The sequence below is a fragment of the Rhodococcus sp. IC4_135 genome (assembly GCF_011602025.1).
GTDB lineage: Bacteria > Actinomycetota > Actinomycetes > Mycobacteriales > Mycobacteriaceae > Rhodococcus_F > Rhodococcus_F baikonurensis.
On sequence record NZ_JAAOLG010000006.1, the window covers coordinates 146,895 to 170,823 of the forward strand.

Genomic DNA, 23,929 nt, shown 5'->3' on the forward strand with positions numbered 1-23,929 from the left:
GGGTACCCAGAAATTCCGGGCACCCTGTTCGCGAAACTGTTTGTAGCCCTACGTCAGCGACGCATGAAGACCGGCACATCGACGTCGTCGTCGCCGTCGTCTTCCTGGACCGGCGCATGGCGTGGGCCACCGATCGGAGGCAAGCTGCCCGAACCGGTGGTCTCGCGCGCTGCGGAAATCGGCTGCTCGCCAGCAGGTTCGGCGGCCACCGGTGACCGGCCGACCTCACCTGCGCGCCCGGCACCGATTGCTCCACGTCCCTGCGCGGTCGACTCCACGGGACGGCGAGCCGGAGCTCCTCCGTCGAATCCTGCAGCGATGACCGTCACACGAACCTCGTCGCCGAGTGAATCGTCGATGACCGTTCCGAAGATGATGTTGGCGTCGATGTGCGCAGCTTCCTGCACCAGCGAAGCCGCCTCGTTGATCTCGAACAGACCCAGATCGCTGCCGCCGGCGATCGACAGGAGAACGCCGCGGGCGCCTTCCATCGATGCTTCGAGGAGCGGGGAATTGATCGCGGATTCTGCCGCCTTGATAGCGCGTCCCTCACCACGTGAGGATCCGATGCCCATCAAAGCGCTGCCGGCGCCGGACATGACACCCTTGACGTCCGCGAAGTCGACGTTGATCAGGCCCGGGGTGGTGATGAGGTCGGTAATGCCCTGGACGCCGTTGAGGAGAACCTCGTCGGCGCTGCGGAAGGCATCCATGAGGCTGACGGCCGCGTCACCCAGCTGGAGCAGGCGATCGTTGGGAATGACGATCAGCGTGTCGCAGGACTCGCGGAGCGCCTGGATTCCGGTATCCGCCTGTCCCCCACGACGCTTGCCCTCGAAGGAGAACGGCCGAGTCACGACGCCGACGGTGAGTGCGCCCAGCTTCCGGGCGATGCTTGCCACGACAGGGGCACCACCGGTTCCGGTGCCACCACCCTCGCCTGCGGTCACGAACACCATGTCGGCGCCCTTGATGACCTCTTCGATCTCGTCCTTGTGATCTTCGGCTGCCTTGCGACCCACTTCAGGGTCAGCACCGGCGCCGAGGCCACGGGTCAATTCACGACCGACGTCGAGCTTGACGTCGGCGTCACTCATCAGAAGGGCTTGCGCGTCCGTGTTGACCGCGATGAACTCGACTCCCTTGAGTCCCTGTTCGATCATGCGGTTGACTGCGTTCACGCCGCCGCCGCCGATGCCGACGACCTTGATTACGGCGAGGTAGTTGTGCGGGGGCGTCATCGGCTCTCGCCTTCCGTGTCGTGTTTCACGCTGCTTGTCAGTGCTGCTGTCTTTGGTAGTGCTGCTGTCTTTGTAACTGCTGGGTCTTTGTTACTGCTGGTGTTCGAGATAAACTCTAAACCTCAACCACAGGGTTAGAGTTATGTCAAGTATTCGATCTGAAACGAAACGCTATGCACCGTCGTCGCGTTCCGCCATTAGGCGCGCCGGGACACACCGAAGTATTTGCCACGCACCGACGCACGAGTGCACCGTGCGCTATCGGACCGTCGGCAGATCAGGACTGGACACGTCGTACGTCTGCCCCGGCTGAGTCAACAGCGGAAGCGTCACGGCAGCCTTACGATCCGAGTGCTCGACACCGCCCCAGTTTACGACGCGACCGTCGAGCAGGGTCAGCGTGACACTCGAAATCGACCGAGCGGCAACCTCTCCCACCTGAAATCTCAGATCCGGCGGCAACACCGACAACACCTCGAGAGCAGCGAGCGTCGGCTCGTCGTTCCACCCGGGCGTCGGTGTCACCAGACGCGGAACCCCGGGCGGCGGGACGCCCATCTCGAAATCGACACCCTTCTCGTCCAGCAGGTGTGCGCCCTCAGGTGAATCGACGAAGACAACCGGTACCCGTTCGGTGACGGTGACGCGGATGGTCGACGGATACATCCGCTGCACACGAGCAGATGCCACCTTCGGAATCGTCGCGACACGTGCCGCGGCGGCGCCGGTGTCGACCCGCATCAACGGCTGACCGGTCGGTACGGCCAGGAGCGAAAGGATCTGTTCCTCACTGACGGTCGTCGCACCGAGAACTTCGGTGCCCCGGACCGAGAGCACCGGAGACAACCAGGCCGTCAGCGCGATCCCCACCACCAGCACGATTGCCAGCGGGGCCACGATCAGCGGTCGCTTGAACCACTTACGAGTCGGTGTGGGTTCGGGAGCCGGCTCCGTCGACCGCGTCGAGTATCGCGATTCGGTGCGAGTACTACGCCGACGCGTGCTGGTGGCGCGTCTGGCTTGAGGATCTCGGCGCCCGCGCCGACTTCGTGCGTCGGGTGTCATCGCGGCGCGGGATGCGGCGCCGAACGCAAAGCATCGAGGATCTGTTTGCCGAGCATGGTGACGTCGCCGGCACCCATCGTGATGACGATGTCGCCGGGGTGAGCCAACGCCGCAACCTGCTTCGGCGCCTGCGACAGATCAGGTTGATAGTGAACAGGTTTGGTGACCGATTGAGCGACCAGCGCACCGCTGACGCCCGGCATCGGCTCTTCGCGAGCGCCGTAGACGTCGAGAACCACTACCTCGTCGGCCAAGTCCAGTGCCTGCGCGAACTCCTCGGCAAACGCGGCTGTGCGCGAATAGAGATGAGGTTGGAAGACCACGATCACGCGTCCGGCGGCCGAATTGGTCGACGACGAATCGTCTTCCGGTCGAACCAGATCCGCCGCCGCGCCGAGGACCGCGCGAACTTCGGTCGGATGGTGGGCGTAGTCGTCGAACACCCGGACACCACGCTCGCGGCCGGTGAACTGGAATCGGCGGTGGACGCCGCCGAATCCGGCGAGCCCCTCGACGATTTCCTCCGTCTCGGCGCCGGCGTCACGCGCGGCCAGCAGAGCGGCAAGTGCGTTGAGCGCCATGTGACGACCCGGCACTGCCATCCGCACCGTTCGCGCAGCGCTCTCGCCGGCGAGCTGGAACTGCAGGACTCCCCCGACGTCGTGTGCATGGAAGCCAAGTAGTCGGACTCCGACCTCGACGCCGTCGACAGGCTCGAAGGCAGTGCCCGCCTCCACTTCCTGCGCGTCTGCTGATCCGTAACCGAGTACCCGGATGTCCGAACGACCCGAGGCCACGATTCGCTTCGCGAGGTCTGCAGATCCCGGATCGTCGAGGCAGGCTATCAAGAGTCCGCCCGGACGTAGCTTGTCGACAAAATCGTCGAACACCTTCACATAGGCTTCGACGCTGCCGAAGTAGTCGAGGTGATCGGCCTCGATGTTGGTCACGACGATCACGTTGGGGTCGTACTGAAGCAGCGACCCGTCGCTCTCGTCCGCCTCGGCGACGAAGACGTCACCGCTACCGTGATGGGCGTTAGTTCCCGCCTCGTTGAGTTCGCCACCGACGGCGAAAGACGGGTCGAATCCACAGTGCTGCAGGGCGACCACGAGCATCGAGGTCGTCGACGTCTTGCCGTGTGTACCCGAAACCAGGAACGTGCGATTGCCCTGCATGAGCGAAGCAAGGACAGCCGGTCGAAGAATCACCGGGATTCCGCGGCGAGCGGCCTCGACGAGTTCCGGGTTGTCCTTCGGGATGGCTGCGTGCGTCGTGACGACGACGGTCGGACCACCGGGCAGCAGGTCGAGAGCATCGGCGTCGTGGCCGATCCGAACCTGCGCCCCGCGTGCACGAAGCGCCAGGACCCCTCGGCTCTCCTTGGCGTCCGAACCCGATACCAGGCCCCCGCGGGAAAGCAGAATTCGCGCGATGCCGGACATACCGGCACCGCCGATTCCGACCATGTGTACTCGCTCGAGGTGGGCGGGCAGCGCGGTCATCGGTTTCCCCTTGCGTTTTCCTGGACGGCGTTTTCCTTTGCCGCGATGTCGAGCACTATCCGTGCGATCTCGGTTGCCGCCGTGCGGTGTCCGACATTGGCAGCGCCACTGCTCATCTTGTCGAGGCGCGCGCTGTCGCTCAGCATCGGCACGACAGTACCGGCGACGAACGTCGGCGTGAGCTCGTTGTCGGAGACGATGATCGCGCCGCCCGCTGCGACAACGGGTTTCGCGTTGAGCTCCTGCTCACCATTGCCGTGCGGCAGCGGAACGTAGACAGCCGGAAGACCGACGGCAGAGACCTCGGCAACCGTCATCGCGCCGGAACGACAAATGGTCGCGTCGGCTGCGGCGTACGCGAGATCCATCCGTGAAAGATAAGGAACAGCCACGTACGGTGCCGTTTCCGAGTACTGCGTGACCTCGAGAGAGTTCTTGGGACCGTGAGCGTGCAGCACCGAGATCCCGGCCTTGGCCAGTTCTTCCGCTGCTCCGGACACCGCGTCGTTGAGCGACTTCGCGCCCTGCGATCCACCGAAGACGAGCAGAACGGGACCGTCCTGCGGCAGTCCGAAGTACTCGCGCGCTTGCGAGCGGAGACCTGCTCGATCGAAATTCGCGATCGACGCCCGCACCGGAATGCCGACGATCTCGGCGTCCTGATCGCCTCGGTTCTTCACACCCGACCCCGGAACGGCAGCAAGCACACGCGTCGCCAGGCGGGCACCGATCTTGTTCGCGATGCCGGCACTGGCGTTCGCCTCGTGGATGACGATCGGAATCTTGCGGCGGCGCCGAAGAACACCACCGCGGGCGGCAAGGTAGGCCGGAAGCGCGACGTAGCCGCCGAAACCGACGATCACGTCAGCGTCGACGGAATCGAGTACCTCGCGCGTCCTGCGCACCGAGGCCAGGATGCGTGTCGGCAGTTTCACCAGATCCATCGTGGGCTTACGGGGAAGCGGAACCGGCGGAATGAGTTCGAGGGTGTACCCGCGAGCAGGAACCAAGGTGGTTTCGAGACCACGCGCTGTCCCGAGTGCGGTGATCCTGGTATCGGGCTGAGCGGCCTTGACCGCGTCCGCGACCGCAAGTGCGGGTTCGATGTGACCAGCCGTGCCTCCCCCTGCCACCACTACCGACAGAGCCGATTTGTTGCCGCTCACCTACGAATTCCTCGCTCTCGAACTTCTCGTGGATCTTGTGCCCTACGTGTCGGCGCCTGCCGACGCTGACCATTCTGCCCTCCCGCGGTGCGCTTCCGTGACCCAGCGGCCGCACCTCGTGTGGAATCCGCGGATGTGCGAGCACCTTGATCTGCCCGCTTGCGTCGATCACCCATCTCGATCGCGCGCCGGCCGTCGCGTCCGCGTGCCGGTTCGATCTGCCGTGCGGGCTTCGGTCGACGGATCGGCCGACCCCCTGACGGCGGGTGGTACAGCACCGGCTTGGGCAGTCTGAGCAACTTCGAGATCTTGCCGTCCTGCCCGGAGTTCAGAGCGGCAACTGCTTCCGGTTCGTGTCGTGCTGCATTGGCGATGACGCCGAACATGAACAGCGTAATCGCCAGGGACGAACCACCGGCGGAGACCAAGGGCAACTGGAGTCCGGTCACCGGCAGCAGTCCGATGACGTAACCGATGTTGATCATCGCCTGGCCGACGATCCAGGTAGTCGCGGTAGCCGACAGGAGGCGCCAGAACGGATCGATGCTGCGCGCTGCGATTCTCAATCCCGTGTACACGAACACGGCGAACAAACCGATCACGACCGCGCAGCCGACAAATCCCAGCTCTTCCCCGATGATCGCGAAGATGAAGTCGTTGTGCGCGTTGGGTAGGTAGTTCCACTTTGCGACGCTCTGACCGAGTCCGCGTCCGAAAAAGCCCCCGTCGGCGAGCGAATACAAAGCCTGCTTGGCCTGATAGTTGTTGCCCTGCAGGTCGTCGCTCTTGTTGAAGAAGGCCTGAACTCGATCGGAACGATAACCAGCCGTCATGGCCAGCACGCCCGCCACGACGACGCCCGTCACCGCTATCGAGCCGAAAAGTTTCAGTGGCAGCCCACCGAACCACAGCAGGGCGCCGACGATGATTCCCAATGCGATGGTCGTACTGAGGTTCGGCTGCGCGACGACCAGGGCGAAGACCAGCATCGCAGCGGGCACGAGCGGAATCAGGATGGACTTCACAGATCGGTCGTCCGGCCGCCTCGAGGCCAACAGATGCGCGCCCCAGATCGCCAACGCGACCTTCATGATTTCCGACGGCTGCACCGAGAACCCACCGACGTTGAACCAGCGACGCGCGCCCTGCGCTTCGGTGCCGATGCCCGGAATCAGGACGAGTACCAGCATGATGAGCACGACGACGAACAGCGGAAACGAATACTGCCGGAGCACTCTCGCCGGGATGCGCAGCGCGACGTAGAAGAGCACCGCCCCGAGAATCGCGAAGATCAACTGCTGAGTGAACAGCGAATATGCCGATCCACCGGACACGTACTGCTCGACGCTCGACGCCGAGAGAACCATCACGAGCCCCAAGACGGTCAACATCGTGGCAATCGTCACCACCAGGTGGAACGACGCCAACGGCCGCGCCAACCAGGCACCGATTCGGGTCTTGGGACCCTTGGTCATCGCAAGTTCCCGGCTTCGCCAGGCGAATCGGTGAACGGATCGGGTAATGCTGCTACAGCGGCGGCGAAGCTGTCACCACGATGTCCGTAGCTCGCGAACATGTCCAGCGACGCGGCGGCCGGGGCGAGTACAACCGCATCACCGGGGGACGCCAACTCGGCAGCTTCGACTACCACTGCCGCCATGACGGCATCCGCGTCGGCACCCGACGGCAGCCGGATGGTGAGAGTCGAGTTGCTGCTGGTTTCGCTCACCGCTTCATCGTCCCCCGACAGCACGTGCACCACGGGAACATCGGGCGCGTGTCGCGCCAGCGCGTCCTCGATCACACCGGCATCACGGCCGAGAAGTACAGCACCGGACAACCGCGGTCCCACTTCGCTCACCAACTGGTCGACGCTTGCACCCTTGAGCAGACCGCCTGCAACCCAGACGACGCGGTCGTGCGCGAGTATCGACGGTCTGGCTGCGTGCGGGTTGGTGGCCTTGGAATCATCGATGTACACAACGGATCCGACACGGCCGACCAGGGCGCCGCGGTGTGGGCCGACCTTGTGTGCGGCCAGACCGCGTTCGACGACGTCTGCTTCGAATCCGAGTGCCCGCGCCAAGGCTGCAGCGGCAAGCGCGTCCATGACGCCTGCCGGGCCGGCCGGATCGATGGAAGCTGCTTCGGCCAAGCGGACGTGATCGCCGAAAGCGTAGTCCACGAGGTGTCCCGCTTCGACACCCAGTTCTCCTTCGCCCGGTTCACCCAATCTGAATCCGGTGACAACGTCTGCCGTTGCGCGAGTTCCCAGTTCGGAAGCGATTGCGTCATCGAGGCCGACCACCGCAACCTTTCCACTCAGCGCCCGCGACTTGGCCTCGGCGTACGCGCTCATTCCGCCGTGCCAGTCGAGGTGGTCCTCGGCGACATTGAGGACCACGCCGGCATCCGGACGCACCGAAGGTGCCCAGTGCAATTGGAACGACGACAGTTCGACAGCGAGGTACTCCACGCGCGGCGACGTTTCGGCGAGTGCGTCGAGAATCGGCAGTCCGATGTTTCCGCAGGCACGGCCGACGACTCCGGCGGCGTCGAGAATCGAGGCCAGCATCGACGTCGTCGTGGTCTTTCCGTTCGTCCCTGTCACCACGAGCCATTTACGGGGCCCGCCGAAGTGTCCGCTGTGGTCGACGCGCCACGAGAACTCGACGTCTCCCCAGATGGGAATCCCGTGACCGGCGGCAGCTGCAAGGATCGGTGCATCCGGCCGAAAGCCAGGACTGGTGACGACGAGCCCGTACTCGGTGATCGAATCCGGGGCATCCTCGATCGAGGTGGTGGTCACCATGTCCGCACCGAGCTCGGCGCAGCGCTGCGCGAAGTCCAAGGTCGAATCGGCCACTGTCACGACAGCACCGAGAGCGACGAGAGGTTCGATGGTCGCTTGACCGGACACCCGCCCACCGGCGACCAGCACGCGCGTACCGCGGAGCCAGGACAGATCGTTCTCGGAATCCGCTGAGCTGGTCATGGTTTTCAGCCTCCGAGCGCTGCGAGGTATTCGCTGTAGAAGAGTGCCAATCCGATAGCCGACGCAATAGCAGCCAGCAACCAGAATCTGATGATCACCGTGGTTTCAGCCCACCCGGCGAGTTCGAAGTGGTGATGGAACGGCGCCATTCGGAAGACCCGCCGTCGGCTGGACCGGAACACCGCTACCTGGATCACCACCGACGCGGCCTCCGCGACGAACAGCGCACCGATGACAACCATCAACAGTTCCGTGCTGGTGGTGATCGACAATCCGGCGAGCATGCCGCCCAGGGCAAGAGAACCGGTGTCGCCCATGAAGATCTTGGCGGGTGCGGCATTCCACCAGAGGAAACCGATGCACGCGCCGGCGCCGGCCGCGCAGAGCACCGCAAGATCGAGGGGATCTCGGACGTCGTAGCAACCCTTGCCGGGGTTGGTCTCACACGAGTAGCGGAACTGCCAGAACGTGATGATGACGTAGGCGCCGAGAACGAAACTCATTGCTCCGGCGGCCAGTCCGTCGAGGCCGTCGGTCAGGTTGACGGCATTGGACCACGCGCTGACCAGTAGGTAGCAGAAAGCGATGAAGACCACGGACCCGAGTGAGACGGTGGCGATGTCGCGAACGTACGACAGATGAACACTGCCCGGAGTCAGCCCGTCGTCACCGCGGAACTGAAGGGCCAAGATTCCGAAGGCAATGGCAGCGACGAACTGGCCGACCAGCTTCGCTGTCTTGTTCAGTCCGAGATTGCGCTGCTTGCGGATCTTGATGAAGTCGTCGAGGAAACCGACTCCACCGAGCGCGGTGGTCAGACCGAGAACGAGTAGGCCGGACGCCGATGGCCCCTCCGCGTTGTCCATGCCGAGACCGATGAGGTGTGAGCCGAGATAGCCGGCCCAGATTCCGGTCAGGATCGCGACGCCACCCATTGTCGGAGTGCCGCGCTTGGCCTGGTGACTGGCTGGACCTTCGGTTCGGATCTCCTGCCCGAAACCTTGTTTCGAGAACGCCTTGATCAGGATCGGCGTGAGCATGATGGAGACCGCCAGCGCGATGCCTGCGGCGAGAAGAATCTGGATCACTGCGAATCCCCGCCGTTCTCGCCATCGCTGTTCTCGTCACCGGTGTTGTCGCTGTCGGCGCTGGGCGCTGCGGCCAGAATTGCTTCGGCGACCGTCCACAGTTCGACCGACTTGGACGCCTTCACCAGGACGAGATCGCCCGGTTCGAGTTCCGATTCGAGAATGGCGATTGCCGCAGCTGCGTCGGGCACGACGACGGACTCGTCACCCCACGACCCCTCCATCACCGCTCCTTGATGCATCGCACGCGAAGTGCGGCCCGTTCCGACGACGATCAACTTGCTGACATCGAGTCTGACGGCAAGGCGACCGATCGCGTCGTGCTCGACAACCGATTCCGGTCCGAGCTCACCCATCTCACCGAGCACAGCCCAGCTACGGCGCCCGAAGTGCCGATCCGATCGCGCCATGGACACCAACGCCTTGAGGGCGGCGCGCATGGAATCGGGATTGGCGTTGTAACTGTCGTTGACGACGGTGACGCCGTCGGCGCGCTCGGTGACTTCCATCCGCCTCGCGGACGCTGCCCTCGTGCCCTCGAGGACACGTGCGATGTCGGCAACCGTGAGGCCGTTCTCGAGTGCGACGGCCGCAGCGGCAAGAGCATTGCTCACGTGATGTTCGCCGTGAACGGCCAATCGAATACGTGCAGAACCCTGTGAACAGTTCAGCGTGAAGGAAGCCCTGGCCTGATCGTCGACAACCACGTCGGTCGCCCGAACGTCGCAGTCTTCCGACTGACCGACGAATACGATCCGAGCCTTGGTTCGACTCGCCATTGCGGCGACCATGCGATCGTCGGCGTTGAGCACTGCAACTCCACCGTCGGCTGCCGACGGGAGTGCTTCCACCAGTTCACCTTTGGCGACCGCGATCGCTTCACGCGAACCGAACTCACCGAGATGGGCGGTACCCACGTTGAGAACGACGCCGATCTTCGGCGGCGCGATCTTGGTCAGTTCGCCGACGTGACCGACCCCACGGGCCGACATCTCGAGGACGAGGAAGCGGGTCTTCTCGTCGGCGCGGAGCACGGTCCACGGCAGACCCAGTTCGTTGTTGAACGAGCCTGGTGGAGCGACCACCTCGCCGCGCTCGCGAAGCAGCGCCGCAATCAGGTCCTTGGTCGAGGTCTTGCCTGCCGAACCGGTGACACCGACCAGAGTCAGCCCGCCCCCCGAAGCCGACCCCTCTGCCGCCAGTTCGTCAACCACGGCCCTGGCCAGGAGGCCGAGGGCATGCAAGACAGCAGCCCCCGATCCGTCTGTGTCGTGTTCGAGCAACATCACCGCGCTCGGACCGTCGTTCGGTACCGACGGGACAACTATCGCCGGAACCCCGACCGGCCGCGCCGCGAGCACCGCCACAGCACCGGCTGCCACCGCCGCTTCCGCATGATCGTGACCGTCGACGCGTGCGCCGGGGAGTGCGAGGAACAGTCCACCTGGACCAGCCTTGCGCGAATCGAATTCGACGGTTCCTGTCACCTGAGTCGACGGATCGTCGACGTCATGCAGGGTTCCTCCGACGATCTCGGCGATCCGAGAGAGCGTCATCGGGATCATTGCTTGCCTCCATGTGCTGTGTTGATCGCGAATCGGCCGATCATTTCGCCCAACACCTCGCGGTCGTCGAATGGGTGTTTGACCCCGTCGATTTCTTGACCCACTTCGTGGCCTTTGCCTGCGACCAGAACTACGTCGCCTGGCTGCGCCCACCGAACCGCCTGCTCGATCGCGAGCGCCCTGTCCCCCACTTCGCGAACCTCGCCGCGTTCGGATTCGGGAACGTCGACGGCGCCTCGCATCACCGAAGCGCGAATTTTCGCCGGATCCTCGGTGCGCGGGTTGTCGTCGGTGACGATCAGCAGGTCTGCGCCCCTCGCGCCAGCTTCGCCCATGAGGGTGCGTTTGCCGGCGTCGCGGTCACCGCCCGCACCGACGACCACAGCCACTCGACCGGGAACCTGATTGCGCAGGGTGGCGATCACGGCTTCGAGCGCTGCCGGTTTGTGGGCGTAGTCGACCACCGCCAAGAAGCTCTGCCCGCGGTCGATCCGCTGGACGCGTCCGGGGACATCCACCGTTCCGAGTGCTCGAACAGCAGCGTCCGGATCGAGTCCGGCCGCGAAGCTGACAGTCAGCGCCAAGGCTGCGTTGGCCACGTTGTATCGACCCGGGAGGCGAAGCGAGACGGGCCACGATTGTCCGTCCGGCCCGACCAATTCGAAGGTCTGCGAGCCGTCCTCGGCAACCTCGACTGCGCCGACCTTCCACTCGGCCTCGGCCGTCGAGGTCGAGACCGTGGTCACCGCATCGCTCTCGTCGGTCGCGGCCAGCTCAGCCATCCGTCGACCCCAGACGTCGTCGACACAGACGACGGCATGCTCGGCTCGCACCGTCGACTCGGGATCGAACAACCGAGCCTTGGCCTGGAAGTACTCCTCGAAGTCCCGATGGAAGTCCAGGTGATCCTGCGAAAGATTGGTGAACGCGCCGATGTCGAAGCGGATGCCGTCGACGCGTCCGAGAGCGAGCGCGTGACTGGACACCTCCATGACGACGGTATCGATCCCCTGCTCTGCCATCACGGCGAACAGAGCATGGAGTTGCGGAGCTTCGGGAGTGGTCAGAGCGCTGGGCACCCGACGGCCGTCGATCCGAGTCTCGATGGTGCCAACCAGCCCCGGCTTGCGGCCGGCTCCGGCAATCGCTGCTTCGAGCAAGTACGACGTCGTGGTCTTGCCGGATGTGCCGGTAATGCCGACGACCTGCATCTTCTCCGAGGGCCGTCCGTAGATCTCCGCTGAGATCTCACCGAGCACATCCCGCGGATTCGGATGAACGAGAACCGGGACGGACCGGTCGGGCGCCTTGTCAGCGGCCTCGATCAATTCGAGGCCGGCCTCGTCGGTCAAGATCGCGGTCGCACCACGCCCCAGAGCGTCGACGGCGAACTGAGCGCCGTGGGTCCTTGCGCCGGGCAGAGCGGCGAAGAGGTCATCGCTCACGATTCCTTGCGCACGCAGGTCCACGCCCTTGACGACGACCTCGGACGACTGTGATCCCGGTTGCCCGACCCATTCGAGGCGAGCCCCGGACAGTTCGGAGAGCGCCGTGATCGCGGTAGCAACCGGTTGTGTCGGACGCGTCCCGGGAGCGCCGTCCGAGTTCGACGATTGCAAACGATTCGGCACTGTCACTCGACTCCTGGCAATTGTCGTTGTTCTTTGGCGGTCGCAGCGCAAGCAAAGTTCGGCGTACTGCGATGAATGAGGTTACTGCGACGTTTGAGATTACCGTGTCCGGGATTCACCCGAAGACCGTGTCGAAACCGACACACCGCAATCAGTCCGCCTGCAACACCAACTTGCGACCGGGGTCCGGCGACATCGGGACACTGTCACGCTGGAGCATCCACGACGCGATGTTGTGGAACAGCGGTGCTGCCGATTGACCGCCGCCGCCGTCCACGCCGCGAACCGGTGCGTCGAGCATGATTCCGATCACGAATCGAGGATTGTCCGCAGGCGCGATTCCCGCGAAGGTGATCCAGTAGTTGGAGTTGGAGTAGCACTTGCATGCCGGATCCACCTGCTGCGCGGTACCGGTCTTTCCGCTGACCTGGTATCCCTCGACGCCCGCGGCAACACCGGTTCCTCGTTGGTTGCCGGTGTCTTCCTGAGTGACCGATCGGAACATGTCCCGAACCGTCGCCGCTGTCTGGGCGCTGACCACCTCGACGCCCTCGGGCTGCGGTGTCTCGGTCCGAGTGCCGGAAGAATCGACAGTCGACTTCACGATCCGCGGAGGAATTCGCACGCCGTCGTTGGCAATGGCCTGGTACATCCCGGTCATCTGCAGGGTTGTCATCGAAAGACCCTGCCCGATCGGCAAGTTCGCGAAGGTTCCGCCGGACCACTGGTCACGACTCGGAACGCTGCCCGCGCTCTCGCCGGGAAGCCCGACGTCGGTGCGTTGTCCGAGGCCGAACCTGTTCAGCATGTCTGCGTAGCGATCCTCGCCCACTCGCTGAGCGAGCATCAAGGTGCCGACGTTCGAGGACTTTCCGAACACACCGGTAGAGGTGTACGGAGCCACACCGTGATCCCACGCGTCCTTGACTGTGGCACCGGACATCGTGATGCTGCCCGGGACCTGCAGAACTTCGTCCGGAGTTGTCTTACCGTCCTCGATGGCCGCTGCCGCGGTGACGATCTTGTTCACCGATCCGGGCTCGAACGGCGTACTGACCGACGGATTGCCCATTTCGGCTGTCGGCGCGTTCTTGTCGATGCCGATCGCGGGGTTGAAGGTGCTGTCGTTGGACATGGCCAGCACCTGTCCCGTCTTGGAGTCCATGACCACCACCGAAGCGTTCTTTGCGCCCGACTTGTCCTTGGCGATCTGGACCTGCTGCTGAACGTAGAACTGGAGGTCCGAATCGATGGTCAGCTCGACACCCGAACCGTTGACTGCCGGTTGCTTGTCACGCCAGCTACCGGGGATCACAGCGCCGTCGGAACCGCGGTCGTACGTTTCGGATCCATCGGTTCCGGCGAGCGTGGAGTCCATCGAATCCTCGAGGCCGAGCAAACCGTGCCCGTCCCAGCCGGTCGCGCCGACGAGATTCGCAGCCAGGGAGCCACCGGGGTACTCGCGGATGTCCTGTCGCTCCAGGCCGACCTCCCGGAACTTGTCCGAGATCTCGGCAGCAACTGCCGGGTCCACGCTGCGCGCGAGGTACGTGAACGTCTCGTTGCTGTTCATCTTCTGAAGCAGATCTTTTTCCGGAACGGTATCGCCGAGCTTGGCGTGGATTCCGGCGGCGATCTCAGCGAGGCGATCGCTCACTTCGGGGGCCTGCTTGTCACCCTCGGCACCCTGCTCGATGCTCTTGGCGCGCGCTTCCTCGAGTTCCTTGCGTACCCGCACCGGCTGGAAGGTCAGCGCCTTGGCTTCCATCGTGAATGCGAGAGGGTTTCCGTTGCGATCGGTTATCGAGCCGCGTACGGCAGGATCGACCTGCGTCGTGGTTCGTTGATTGGCAGATTCCGCAGCCAGGCTCGGCGCGTCGATTCCCTGAATCCACAAGAGCTGCAATGCCGCAACGGCGAGCGCACCACACATGGTGATACGACCGACTCGCTGACGAAACGGGAAGGAAGCGGTAGCCGCGCGGCGCGGACGCCGACCGGGGTTGTTACGGGAGTTCTGACTCACCGACGTTCCTCAGGCGGAGCAGGCACCGCCGTCGTGGTGGCGGGTGCTGTCGTCGTGGGGATCACAGGAACCAATTGTTCACTCTGCGCGAGGTTTCGCGTGTTATTCGGAACGCTCGGCGTGGCTCCCGGAACAACGGGTGTCGTTGTGCGCGGGGGCGTCGCGGTCGGTGCGGGCACCGATGTGGGCGCATCGAGCGGCGGCATCGCTCCGGCAGTTGCGGGAGTCGGCGTTCCGACGACCTCGACCGAACCATCGGGATGAACTACCAGGCGTGCAGGGTCCTTGGCGGGGACCATTCCGAGAGCGCTTGCCTGATTTGCCAACTCCGGAGCCGAGTTACGCGACTGGAAGTCGCGTTCGAGCGCTGCTTTCTGCTCGACCAGAGACTGGTTGTATGCACGCGCGTCGCTCAGTTGGTAGGAATCCTCGGCAGCGCGGGTGGTCAGCAGCAGAGTCACCGCGAGACCGATGGACAGAAGTCCGATAACGGAGGCCACGAACGGTACTCGCCCCTTGAGCATCGCCCGAGGAGAGATAGTCGGGCCGGCAGCAGCGACAGTTCCGGTCCGGCCTGCCGCCCGTGCGGTGCGCTTGTCGTATGCGCGTTGCGCTGCACCGGATTTGCCCTGACGACTCATGCCCGCCTCCTGGAAATGCGTTCTGCGGCACGCAAACGCACCGGAGCTGACCGTGGGTTCTCTTCGATTTCCTGCTCTGACGCACGTTCTGCGCCACGGGTGAGAATGCGGAACTCCGGCCCCATACCCGGCAACTCGACCGGTAGACCTTCGGGGCTGGTGGACTTCGAGCGGGGAACCAACTCCGCCTTCACAACTCGATCCTCGAGCGACTGGTAGGACATGAACACCACTCGCCCACCGACTGCCAGTGCGTCGAGTCCGGCAGGAACGGCGGCACGAAGCGAATCCAACTCGGCATTGACTTCGATCCGCAGCGCTTGGAAGGTGCGCTTGGCCGGGTGTCCACCCGTACGCCGTGTGGCTGCCGGGATTGTTCGGTACAGCAATTCGACCAGAGCTGCACTGGTGGTGAATGGTTCACGCTCACGCTGCCGAAGGATCTCGGACGCAATCTTTCCGGCGAACCGCTCTTCCCCGTACGTGCTCAGAATGCGAGCAAGGTCGCCGTGACTGTAGGTGTTCAGGACCTCTGCCGCGGTCAGCCCGACCGTCTGATCCATCCGCATGTCGAGAGGAGCGTCGATCGAGTACGCAAAACCTCGGTCTGCTTCGTCCAACTGCATCGACGACACACCCAGATCGAAAAGGATCGCGTGAACCGACTCCGTCGACGGCAGGCCGGCCTGTTCCAGCGCGTCCTCGATCCCGTCGTACGTGGTGTGTACGAACGTCGTTCGGTCCGCGAACGGCGCCAGACGCTCGGAAGCGATACGGAGTGCGTTGGTGTCGCGATCGAGACCGATGAGGTGAAGGCCGGGGTACTTGCCGAGGAAGAATTCGGAGTGGCCACCGAGCCCCAACGTCGCATCGATCATGTATGCGCCTGCGCCACCGTCGCCAACGGCTGTGATGGCAGGACCGAGAAGATCGTCGGCGCGATGCAGTAGTACGGGGACGTGCGCGAAGCCATCGGCATCCGAGGGTTCGTTCACCTCGTGATCCACCATGATTGCTCCGGCTCCTACTTTCATGATTTCCGATGACTTTTCGAAAAGGTGCTGACTTTCCGAGAAGGCGATGACTGTTCGAGAAGGAGAATGCTTCGAGGTCCCTGCCCGAAGGAGAACCTGGCGCTGGGGAAGTGCGTCAGGGTCTTTCCGGGCAGAGGCCTCGCGGCATTCGCCGGGGGCTCTTCGCTTAGACGATCTCGCTGAGAGATTCGCCTGTTGCCTGCGAATAGTCCTCTTCGTTGTCTCCGAGATACCTCTCCCAGGCTGCTAGATCCCAGATCTCGAGGTAATCGACGGAGCCGGTCACTACGCATTCCTTGGACAGGTTTGCGTAACGCCGATGATCAGCCGAGAGGGTGATTCGCCCCTGGGCATCGGCGTGCTGTTCATCTGTGCCGGCGGCCAGGGCACGTACATACGCCCGAGCTGCCGGATCATTGCGTGGAGCTGCCGCTGCCTTTCGAGCAAGCTTGACGAACTCGTCCCGGGGGTAGATGGCGAGGCTGTGATCCTGACTCTTGGTGATCATCAATCCTCCTGCCAGTTCGTCTCGGAACTTTGCCGGCAACGTGAGCCGACCTTTGTCGTCGAGCTTCGGCGTGAAGGTACCGAGGAACACTCGACACCTCCTGCGAGCTTGCGCTGAAACCCTCCCTATCGAGCGGATCGTGCTTCAGCTCTCCGCCCGAACCCACAGTACCCCACTTTCCCCCACATACAAGGAGCACATGGTCCCTATTCAGCATCATTTGCTGACAAATAGCAGGTCAGCGCAGGTGGGGAGACGTGGGGGAAATTTGTAACCGTGTCCCGGCCCACACCGCCGTCATATCGGCCCCGCACGCCACGATTTGTCGCTCCCCCAGGCAAAATCGCAGTACAAGCGCGGTTTTCGAATAGACGTGAGCGGGACCATGTCTGGTCGTGCGTCGCAGTTCGACCAGGGTGGAGGAAAGTGGAGGGCCGAGTGGAGCGAAGTGGAGGAAGCCCGCGGGAAGGGCTAGAGGCAGCCGGGGTGGCGAGTGATTCGCTCGCGCGTCACTGATTCACTTCGATGGATTGCAGGCACACACGTAAGGCACCCACAACAACGGCGTGTGGCGGTCGGCAACCTTGGTTGCCGACCGCCACACGTGTGGTCGTGCGTGCCCCTACACAGGGCGTCATGTCCGAACTGCATCACTCTCGAAGTACGCCCGACCAAGGGCAGAAGAGCTAGTCCTGCTCGAACCTGCGTTTGAATCGATCTTCCATCCGCGACGAGAATCCGCCGCCGGACTTGCGGCCGCGCCCCCGCCCGGATCCGCCGGCACTACCCCTACCCGGCGGACCGGAGGGATGATTGCCACCCTCGGAAGCGGAGTCGGCAGCCGGCGCGGACTTACGTCCACCACCCCAGAGGAACAACACCCCTGCGCCGAACATGAACAAGAAACCGAACAGGCTGATGATCGGAAAACCGCCCGGCTTGAGCGGGAGGGCAACCCCCGCGATCAGCAGGACCAGACCCAGCACGAATAGAGCCGCTGCTTGGAACCGCCGTCTACTCGACGGCGCCCGCATACGGCCGCCCCTCACATTGGAGGCGAACTTGGGGTCTTCGGCATAGAGAGCGCTCTCGATCTGATCGAGCATGCGCTGCTCGTGCTCGGAGAGTGGCACGGTACCTCCCCCGGCACTGGAAGTTTGGCAACCACCCCACGGTGTGGGGCGGCGGGTAATCAAGTTGGACGATTACCTGTTTTCATAATACGAGCAGTTTAGGTCTCGGACCACCAACTCCGGGTACGAGTTCCGCCACAAGCGTACGTATTCGTGCCGAAGGGCCCCGATTCGGCACCATTTGCCCGTGCGGACCAGGAAATTCCCCGGAAACAACTGCCGACACGGACCATTTGTTCACGACGCTCGCAAATGCTCGGACGTGTCCTGACCGATGAAATCTTCGACCGCCGTGAGAAAACGGCCGACCTCGGCGAAGAATGCGTCGGAATCGGAGTCCGTGATCACGATCGACACACCGGTTTCCACGGCCGCACGCGTAGCGGACCACCCTGCGAAGAACTTCGACCACGCTCCGAACGCAGGCGCTGCGGCGTCCATCAAAACCCACGCGTTTCCGCTTCGCTTGCGCTTCGAGCCGGCACCGGCAGGAGCTGCGGCCAACACTGCCCCGGCACCACGTAACGCGGCCAGGTAGGCACACCGGAACCGGTCGGCAGGATCGCCCGCCCCAATCGCTTCCTCGAGAAGCGCATCCGCCTTCCGGAGCAACCCCCACGCCACACCGGACTTTCCCGCTCGAGCAGTGCGGTGGCTGGCGTCCGTCGCGCCGAAGGACCGCCTCGCCGACATCGGCAATCGAGAAATTGCGGCATCCGACGGACTCGACAATTCGGCAGGAAGAGTTCGTTGGCACTTCACACGTTCAGGCTTCACACGCTCGGACATCGGGGCACCTCCTGCACCGTAAGGATCCAAGACCAGGTGGGCCGGAGATGCCCGCTTCCCTTCGGGCATCTCCGGATCACCCACATCGAACATCTGTTCGACCTATTCAATATAACTGCACCCACCGACACGCCGTCAAGAGAAGAGGTGAGACCGGTCGACCCGCAGATCGCCTGGACACCACATACGGTCGACCTCGATCGCGCAGAATTCGCGAGTCGACTCCACGAGGCACTGGCCGTGTACGTCACTGCGATGGACTATCCGCGAGGAACCGAGTTCCATCGCGCACCGATGTGGCAGGAGCACGCGAACCGGCCTGGCTGGAAGGCCGTCGGCGCATTAGCGGTTCCCCAGCAACCGTCACACGAAAATCTGCCGCTGGTGGGGATCGCTTACGGGTATCGCGGGAGCCCGGACCAATGGTGGCATCAACAGGTACTGCACGGGCTTCGGCGCTCGGGTCGCCCTCAGAGCGAGATCGACGCAATTCTGAGCGACTACTTCGAACTCACCGAACTTCACGTGCATCCGAACGGACAAGGTCACCGATTGGGCGAGTCGCTCTTACGTCATCTCCTCGTCGATCGACCCGAACGTAGCGTTCTGTTGTCGACACCCGAGGTGTACGACGAGGACAATCGTGCCTGGCGGCTGTACCGCCGTCTCGGCTTTCGTGACGTGCTCCGCAGATTTCGTTTCGCCGGCGACAACCGACCGTTCGCAGTCCTCGGCCGTGGACTGCCGCTGTGAGCGCGCTTCTCGACGCCGTCGTCGTCGGCTCCGGACACAACGCGCTCGTTTCGGCCGCCTACCTCGCACGCGAGGGTTGGTCGGTCGAGGTTCTGGAGAAGGACACGGTTCTCGGCGGAGCCGTCTCGACCGTCGAGCGATTTCCCGGATACAAGGTGGACCGGGGTTCGTCGGCGCACCTCATGATCCGACACAGCGGCATCATCGAGGAACTCGGACTCGGCGCGCACGGACTGCGCTACATCGACTGTGACCCGTGGGCGTTCGCGCCGCCCGCCCCGGGCACCGACGGGCCGGGCATCGTGTTTCACCGCGACCTCGACGCAACCTGCCGGTCCATCGAACGAGCATGCGGGACAAAGGACGCCGACTCCTACCGGCGATTCGTCGCCGTCTGGTCGGAGCGCAGTCGACATGTCATGAAAGCGTTTTCCGCACCGCCCACAGGATCGAACCTGATCGGTGCGTTCGGAGGTCTTGCCACCGCACGCGGCAACAGCGAACTGTCGCGGCAGTTCCTCGCGCCTGGCGACGCACTGCTGGACGAGTATTTCGACAGCGAGGCACTCAAGGCTGCGCTGGCGTGGTTCGGCGCCCAGTCCGGGCCTCCGATGTCGGAACCGGGAACCGCTCCGATGGTCGGCTTCGCGGCCCTCATGCACGTCTTGCCGCCAGGGCGAGCAGTCGGTGGGAGCGGCTCACTGAGTGCTGCGTTGGCCTCCCGTATGGCCGTCGACGGCGCCACCGTCGCGCTCGGTGACGGCGTGACGTCGATCCGCCCGAACTCGAATCACTGGACAGCCACAACCGAGAGCGGTCGAGAAGTTCACGCTCGCAAGGTGATCGCCGGGTGCCACATCCTGGCCACGCTCGACCTTCTGGGCCGCGGGGGCTTCGACCGAACCACGCTCGATCACTGGCGGCGGAAAATCAGGGTCGGCCCCGGCATCGGTGCGGTACTGCGATTGGCGACTTCTGCGCTTCCGTCGTACCGCGGAGAGGCCACGACACGGGAAGCTACCTCGGGATTGCAATTGCTCGTTTCCGATCGCGCCCACTTGCGCACTGCACACGGCGCAGCGCTGGCGGGGGAACTTCCTCCTCGCCCTGCGGTTCTCGGAATGAGTTTCAGCGGAATCGATCCCACGATCGCCCCGGCCGGTCGGCATCAGGTGACGCTGTGGTCGCAGTGGCAGCCGTATCACCTCAGCGGTCATCGCGATTGGGCGTCGCTCGCCGAGGCGGAGGCCGACCGGATCGTCGGCGAGATGGAGGCTTGTGCACCCGGATTCGCCGATTCCGTCCTCGACCGCTTCATTCAAACTCCACGCGACATCGAGTCGGAATTGGGGATGATCGGCGGAAATGTCATGCACGTCGAGATGTCACTCGATCAGATGATGTTGTGGCGACCGCTTCCGGAACTGTCCGGCCATCGTGTTCCGGGAGCAGACGGGTTGTATCTGACCGGAGCATCGACACACCCCGGTGGCGGTGTGTCCGGAGCCAGCGGTCGCAGTGCCGCTCGAATCGCACTGTCCGACAGCCGGCGGGGTAAGGCGAGTCGGTGGCTGCGTCGAACGAGCGGGCCCTGAACTCCACCCGCCGAACTTCACCCGCCGACACGCCCCCGCCTCGACGACTGGCTACGCCACGGCTGGCACGATGACCACTGTGCAACAGTCCACCGATCCCGCCGCCAAGCCGACCAGTCGGAAACGTTTCCTGACGGTTGCCGCGCTCGCCCTCATGCTTGTTCCCTTGCTTGCAGGGTGTATTCGCGTGCAGGTGTCGATGGGAGTGTCCGCGAACGATCGTGTGACCGGACAGGTGGTAGCTGCCGCTATTCCGGCGAACGAGGCGGACAAGGGTCCGCAGCTGACCCCGCCTTCGTCACTCGAGGACAAGATACGGGTTCAGGAATACAAGAAGGACGGATACGTCGGCAGCCAGGCGTTCTTCAGCGACCTGTCCTTCGGTGACGTCGCCCAACTGGGCTCCATGTATGCCGAGGGATCCGGGTCGTTCCAGATCACCCTCAAGCGATCCGGGGACACCGTCACGCTCGACGGCAAGGCAGACCTGAAAACGGTCCCAACTCAGGGCGCCGACGTCCAGGTCAGCATCGCCTTCCCGTCACGGGTCGGCACGACCAACGGAACACGAGACGGCGATTCCCGGGTGTCGTGGACCTTGCCCGCCGGCGAGGTGTCGACGATGCGCGCCGAGGTCAACTACGCGGACCCCAGCACCCGAAGCTTCGCCGGGTGGGCGGGAATCATGGCCGGGCTGGCGCTCGGTGTCGCGATTATCGTCGGTGCAATGGCATGGATGGCGCGCAATCGAGCACCGATCAAGCGCGCGCCCGCCGCGAAAGCACCGGCCATGAAGTCACCTGTCACGAAGCACGCTGACCCCGAGAATCCGAAAAACACCACGAAGTAGCGTCTGGCGGCTGCCCGAATATCGTCGATCGGGCAACCGGAGATCAGACGGCTTGGGCTGTCCCGACAGAGGTGTCGGGGGTGAGACCGAGGCGCTCGAGGACTTCACTGGTTGCGCGCGCGAAATTCAACGTGATGAAGTGCAGGCACGGAGCGCCTTCGGCGATCAACCGCTCTCCCATCTCGGTGGCCAGATCGATGCCGAGCTCTCGGACGGCTGCACGGTTCTCTTCCGGGCCGCTTCCGGCCGCGGCGTCGAATCGACGCTCGAGAGCGGGGGGCAACGACGAGCCCGACAGCTCGAGCATGCGCCGCACCGAGCGCAGCGACGTCACCGGCATGATTTCCGGGATGATCGGCTTGGCGCCCTGTTCTGCATCGTAGGCACTCACCCGGTCACGAAGACGCAGGTAGTCCTCCACGTCGAAGAACATCTGAGTGATCGAGTACTCGGCGCCGGCACGCAACTTCGACACCAGGTACTTCGTGTCGTATGCCAAGTCCGGGGCGCGGTAGTGCCCCTCCGGGAACGACGCGACGCCGACGTGGAAGTCGCCCAGGTCACGGACCATCCGCACGAGTTCCTCGGCGTACTCGACGCCTTCGGGATGCTTCTTCCACTCGCCGAGGGGATCGCCGGGCGGATCGCCGCGCAACACGAGGATGTTGCTGATGCCACGATCGGCGTAGGCACCGACCATGGCGCGAAGTTCTTCGGTGCTGTGCGACACGGCAGTCAGGTGAGCAACCGGCAGCAGGGTCGTCTCTTCGGCCAGTTCACCGGTGACGCGCACCGTACGATCGCGCGTCGAGCCACCTGCGCCGTAGGTCATCGAGACGAACGCCGGTCCGAGCCGCTCGAAGGTACGCACCGCACGCCACAGGCGCGCTTCGGCGTCCGCGTCACGCGGCGGCGAAAACTCGACCGAGAACGGAATACGGCTACCTGTCGAGGAAGCGATCCGATCGACGATCGACGGTGTTCGGGTGGCCCACCCCTCGCTGGAGCGGCCCCTGACTGGATCGAATGTCACCGGTCAAGCATATGTTTTCCACCTGCAAACAAGCTCATCGCCCAGGACTGCGTATCCCGAATGTCAGGATCACGCAGTTCACGGCCCGAACCGCCGTTGATTCCAACCCCCACTAAGCTGGGCCCCAAGCTCGCTTCCGTGTAACCCTGCGGCGCGAGAACATACCGATCTTGGAGGCCACCCTGTCCGCAGGAACCGCGCGCGTTGGACAGAGTTCGACCAACACCGCACCGCATCCGACCTCACTCGAACTGCCGGGCCTGTTCGAAGGAGCGCTCCGCGACTTCTTCGATTCACGCCGCGAACTCGTCTCGACCATCGGCGGTGGTTACGAGAAGGCCGTCAGTACCCTCGAGGCCTTCGTCCTGCGCGGAGGAAAGCGCGTTCGGCCGTCCTTCGCCTGGACGGGATGGCTCGGTGCCGGAGGCGACCCGAACGGTAAGGACGCAGACGCTGTGATTCGTGCGTGCGCCGCCCTCGAACTGGTGCAGGCCTGCGCGCTCGTCCACGACGACATCATCGACGCATCAACGACCAGGCGCGGCTTCCCGACCGTTCACGTCGAATTCGAAGACCAGCACCGAGGCCAGGAGTGGAGCGGCGACTCCGCGCACTTCGGCGAGGCCGTCGCCATACTAATCGGCGATCTGGCCTTGGCCTGGGCGGACGACATGATCCGAGAATCCGGGATCAGCCCCGAGGCGGCCGCTCGAGTCAGTCCGGTCTGGTCGGCAATGCGCACCGAGGTTCTCGGTGGCCAATTCCTCGACATCAGCAACGAAGCCCGAGGAGACGAGACCGTCGAGGCAGCCATGCGGGTCAACCGCTACAAAACCGCCGCGTACACGATCGAACGCCCACTGCACCTCGGCGCCGCACTGTTCGGTGCAGACGCCGAGTTGATCGATGCCTACCGGACGTTCGGCACCGACATCGGTGTCGCTTTCCAACTTCGCGACGACTTGCTCGGTGTCTTCGGAGATCCGTCCGTCACGGGCAAACCGTCGGGCGACGATCTCATTGCCGGTAAGCGGACGGTGCTGTTCGCGATGGCGCTCGCCCGCGCCGACGCCGCAGACCCGGCCGCCGCACAACTGCTCCGCAACGGAATCGGCACCCAGTTGACCGACAACGAGGTCGACAGCCTGCGCCAGGCGATCACCGATCTCGGCGCCGTCACCGACGTCGAAACGCAGATCGACGCCCTCGTCGAGGCAGCTGCGAACGCCCTCGGCGCGAGCACGGCAACGGCAGAAGCCAAGTCACGTCTGACCGACATGGCGATCGCGGCCACGAAGCGAAGCTACTGAC

20 protein-coding genes are annotated in these 23,929 nt (G+C 64.0%); 4 read left to right on the forward strand and 16 right to left on the reverse strand.

All coding sequences use genetic code 11. The features are described 5' to 3' along the window. Positions 1 to 53 precede the first annotated feature (53 nt). The 15 genes from ftsZ to G8767_RS14115 all read right to left on the reverse strand — a co-directional run bounded on the left by ftsZ (position 54) and on the right by G8767_RS14115 (position 18,387). Positions 54 to 1,241, reverse strand: coding sequence for a cell division protein FtsZ (gene ftsZ / locus G8767_RS14045; RefSeq protein WP_095969887.1), 1,188 nt, complete (start codon positions 1,239 to 1,241; stop codon positions 54 to 56). Between the two features lie 258 nt (positions 1,242 to 1,499). Then, positions 1,500 to 2,306, reverse strand: a complete 807-nt coding sequence (locus G8767_RS14050; RefSeq protein ID WP_019748870.1) for an FtsQ-type POTRA domain-containing protein — start codon at positions 2,304 to 2,306, stop codon at positions 1,500 to 1,502. Next, positions 2,303 to 3,811 (reverse strand): UDP-N-acetylmuramate--L-alanine ligase, encoded by a 1,509-nt coding sequence (murC, locus tag G8767_RS14055; RefSeq protein ID WP_095969886.1) that lies wholly within the window; start codon positions 3,809 to 3,811, stop codon positions 2,303 to 2,305. The genes G8767_RS14050 and murC overlap by 4 nt, the downstream gene beginning before the upstream one ends. After that, positions 3,808 to 4,977: an undecaprenyldiphospho-muramoylpentapeptide beta-N-acetylglucosaminyltransferase gene (gene murG / locus G8767_RS14060; protein WP_166810503.1), complete on the reverse strand. Its 1,170-nt coding sequence runs from the start codon at positions 4,975 to 4,977 to the stop codon at positions 3,808 to 3,810. The genes murC and murG overlap by 4 nt, the downstream gene beginning before the upstream one ends. Further along, positions 4,974 to 6,452 carry a putative lipid II flippase FtsW gene (gene ftsW / locus G8767_RS14065; RefSeq protein WP_095969884.1) on the reverse strand — a complete coding sequence of 493 codons (1,479 nt, stop codon included), beginning with the start codon at positions 6,450 to 6,452 and terminating at the stop codon, positions 4,974 to 4,976. Before ftsW ends, murG begins: the two co-directional genes overlap by 4 nt. Next, positions 6,449 to 7,972 (reverse strand): UDP-N-acetylmuramoyl-L-alanine--D-glutamate ligase, encoded by a 1,524-nt coding sequence (gene murD, locus G8767_RS14070; RefSeq protein ID WP_166810504.1) that lies wholly within the window; start codon positions 7,970 to 7,972, stop codon positions 6,449 to 6,451. Before murD ends, ftsW begins: the two co-directional genes overlap by 4 nt. A gap of 5 nt (positions 7,973 to 7,977) precedes the next feature. Further along, on the reverse strand, positions 7,978 to 9,060 hold the full coding sequence (gene mraY / locus G8767_RS14075; protein ID WP_003941699.1) for a phospho-N-acetylmuramoyl-pentapeptide-transferase: 1,083 nt from the start codon (positions 9,058 to 9,060) through the stop codon (positions 7,978 to 7,980). Then, positions 9,057 to 10,625 (reverse strand): UDP-N-acetylmuramoyl-tripeptide--D-alanyl-D-alanine ligase, encoded by a 1,569-nt coding sequence (murF, locus tag G8767_RS14080; RefSeq protein WP_166810505.1) that lies wholly within the window; start codon positions 10,623 to 10,625, stop codon positions 9,057 to 9,059. Before murF ends, mraY begins: the two co-directional genes overlap by 4 nt. Beyond that, positions 10,622 to 12,256: a UDP-N-acetylmuramoyl-L-alanyl-D-glutamate--2,6-diaminopimelate ligase gene (locus G8767_RS14085; RefSeq protein ID WP_124569357.1), complete on the reverse strand. Its 1,635-nt coding sequence runs from the start codon at positions 12,254 to 12,256 to the stop codon at positions 10,622 to 10,624. The genes murF and G8767_RS14085 overlap by 4 nt, the downstream gene beginning before the upstream one ends. 151 nt (positions 12,257 to 12,407) lie before the next feature. Next, a complete protein-coding gene (locus G8767_RS14090) occupies positions 12,408 to 14,282 on the reverse strand; it encodes a penicillin-binding protein 2 (RefSeq protein ID WP_095969881.1) in 1,875 nt (624 codons plus the stop codon). Beyond that, positions 14,279 to 14,923 (reverse strand): hypothetical protein, encoded by a 645-nt coding sequence (locus G8767_RS14095; protein ID WP_124569356.1) that lies wholly within the window; start codon positions 14,921 to 14,923, stop codon positions 14,279 to 14,281. The genes G8767_RS14090 and G8767_RS14095 overlap by 4 nt, the downstream gene beginning before the upstream one ends. Further along, positions 14,920 to 15,933 (reverse strand): 16S rRNA (cytosine(1402)-N(4))-methyltransferase RsmH, encoded by a 1,014-nt coding sequence (gene rsmH / locus G8767_RS14100; RefSeq protein WP_007730079.1) that lies wholly within the window; start codon positions 15,931 to 15,933, stop codon positions 14,920 to 14,922. Before rsmH ends, G8767_RS14095 begins: the two co-directional genes overlap by 4 nt. A 190-nt stretch (positions 15,934 to 16,123) precedes the next feature. Further along, positions 16,124 to 16,555, reverse strand: coding sequence for a division/cell wall cluster transcriptional repressor MraZ (gene mraZ, locus G8767_RS14105; protein WP_003941779.1), 432 nt, complete (start codon positions 16,553 to 16,555; stop codon positions 16,124 to 16,126). A gap of 596 nt (positions 16,556 to 17,151) precedes the next feature. Next, positions 17,152 to 17,598, reverse strand: a complete 447-nt coding sequence (locus G8767_RS14110) for a DUF3040 domain-containing protein (protein ID WP_003941660.1) — start codon at positions 17,596 to 17,598, stop codon at positions 17,152 to 17,154. 237 nt (positions 17,599 to 17,835) lie between these two features. Further along, on the reverse strand, positions 17,836 to 18,387 hold the full coding sequence (locus G8767_RS14115; protein WP_235169621.1) for an SAV_6107 family HEPN domain-containing protein: 552 nt from the start codon (positions 18,385 to 18,387) through the stop codon (positions 17,836 to 17,838). A gap of 147 nt (positions 18,388 to 18,534) precedes the next feature. Between G8767_RS14115 and G8767_RS14120 the strand changes: the two genes are divergently transcribed. The 3 genes from G8767_RS14120 to G8767_RS14130 all read left to right on the forward strand — a co-directional run bounded on the left by G8767_RS14120 (position 18,535) and on the right by G8767_RS14130 (position 21,585). Then, positions 18,535 to 19,140, forward strand: coding sequence for an N-acetyltransferase (locus tag G8767_RS14120; RefSeq protein WP_003941672.1), 606 nt, complete (start codon positions 18,535 to 18,537; stop codon positions 19,138 to 19,140). Next, positions 19,137 to 20,735 carry an NAD(P)/FAD-dependent oxidoreductase gene (locus tag G8767_RS14125; protein WP_166810506.1) on the forward strand — a complete coding sequence of 533 codons (1,599 nt, stop codon included), beginning with the start codon at positions 19,137 to 19,139 and terminating at the stop codon, positions 20,733 to 20,735. The genes G8767_RS14120 and G8767_RS14125 overlap by 4 nt, the downstream gene beginning before the upstream one ends. 70 nt (positions 20,736 to 20,805) lie before the next feature. Beyond that, a complete protein-coding gene (locus G8767_RS14130) occupies positions 20,806 to 21,585 on the forward strand; it encodes a DUF3153 domain-containing protein (RefSeq protein WP_166810507.1) in 780 nt (259 codons plus the stop codon). Between the two features lie 43 nt (positions 21,586 to 21,628). On the opposite strand, the gene G8767_RS14135 is transcribed toward G8767_RS14130, so the two are convergent. After that, positions 21,629 to 22,618, reverse strand: a complete 990-nt coding sequence (locus G8767_RS14135) for a methylenetetrahydrofolate reductase (protein WP_020908084.1) — start codon at positions 22,616 to 22,618, stop codon at positions 21,629 to 21,631. 170 nt (positions 22,619 to 22,788) lie between these two features. Between G8767_RS14135 and G8767_RS14140 the strand changes: the two genes are divergently transcribed. Then, entirely contained in the window at positions 22,789 to 23,928 is a 1,140-nt protein-coding gene (locus G8767_RS14140) for a polyprenyl synthetase family protein (RefSeq protein ID WP_206029338.1), read from the forward strand. Position 23,929: the final 1 nt, after the last annotated feature.

Coding starts and splice junctions, on each gene's coding strand:
- ftsZ (WP_095969887.1), bottom strand. CDS start 1,241: ATGACGCCCCCGCACAACTACCTCGCCGTAATCAAGGTCGTCGGCATC.
- G8767_RS14050 (WP_019748870.1), bottom strand. CDS start 2,306: ATGACACCCGACGCACGAAGTCGGCGCGGGCGCCGAGATCCTCAAGCC.
- murC (WP_095969886.1), bottom strand. CDS start 3,811: ATGACCGCGCTGCCCGCCCACCTCGAGCGAGTACACATGGTCGGAATC.
- ftsW (WP_095969884.1), bottom strand. CDS start 6,452: ATGACCAAGGGTCCCAAGACCCGAATCGGTGCCTGGTTGGCGCGGCCG.
- murD (WP_166810504.1), bottom strand. CDS start 7,972: ATGACCAGCTCAGCGGATTCCGAGAACGATCTGTCCTGGCTCCGCGGT.
- murF (WP_166810505.1), bottom strand. CDS start 10,625: ATGATCCCGATGACGCTCTCTCGGATCGCCGAGATCGTCGGAGGAACC.
- G8767_RS14095 (WP_124569356.1), bottom strand. CDS start 14,923: ATGAGTCGTCAGGGCAAATCCGGTGCAGCGCAACGCGCATACGACAAG.
- rsmH (WP_007730079.1), bottom strand. CDS start 15,933: ATGGTGGATCACGAGGTGAACGAACCCTCGGATGCCGATGGCTTCGCG.
- G8767_RS14115 (WP_235169621.1), bottom strand. CDS start 18,387: ATGTCCGAGCGTGTGAAGCCTGAACGTGTGAAGTGCCAACGAACTCTT.
- G8767_RS14130 (WP_166810507.1), top strand. CDS start 20,806: ATGACCACTGTGCAACAGTCCACCGATCCCGCCGCCAAGCCGACCAGT.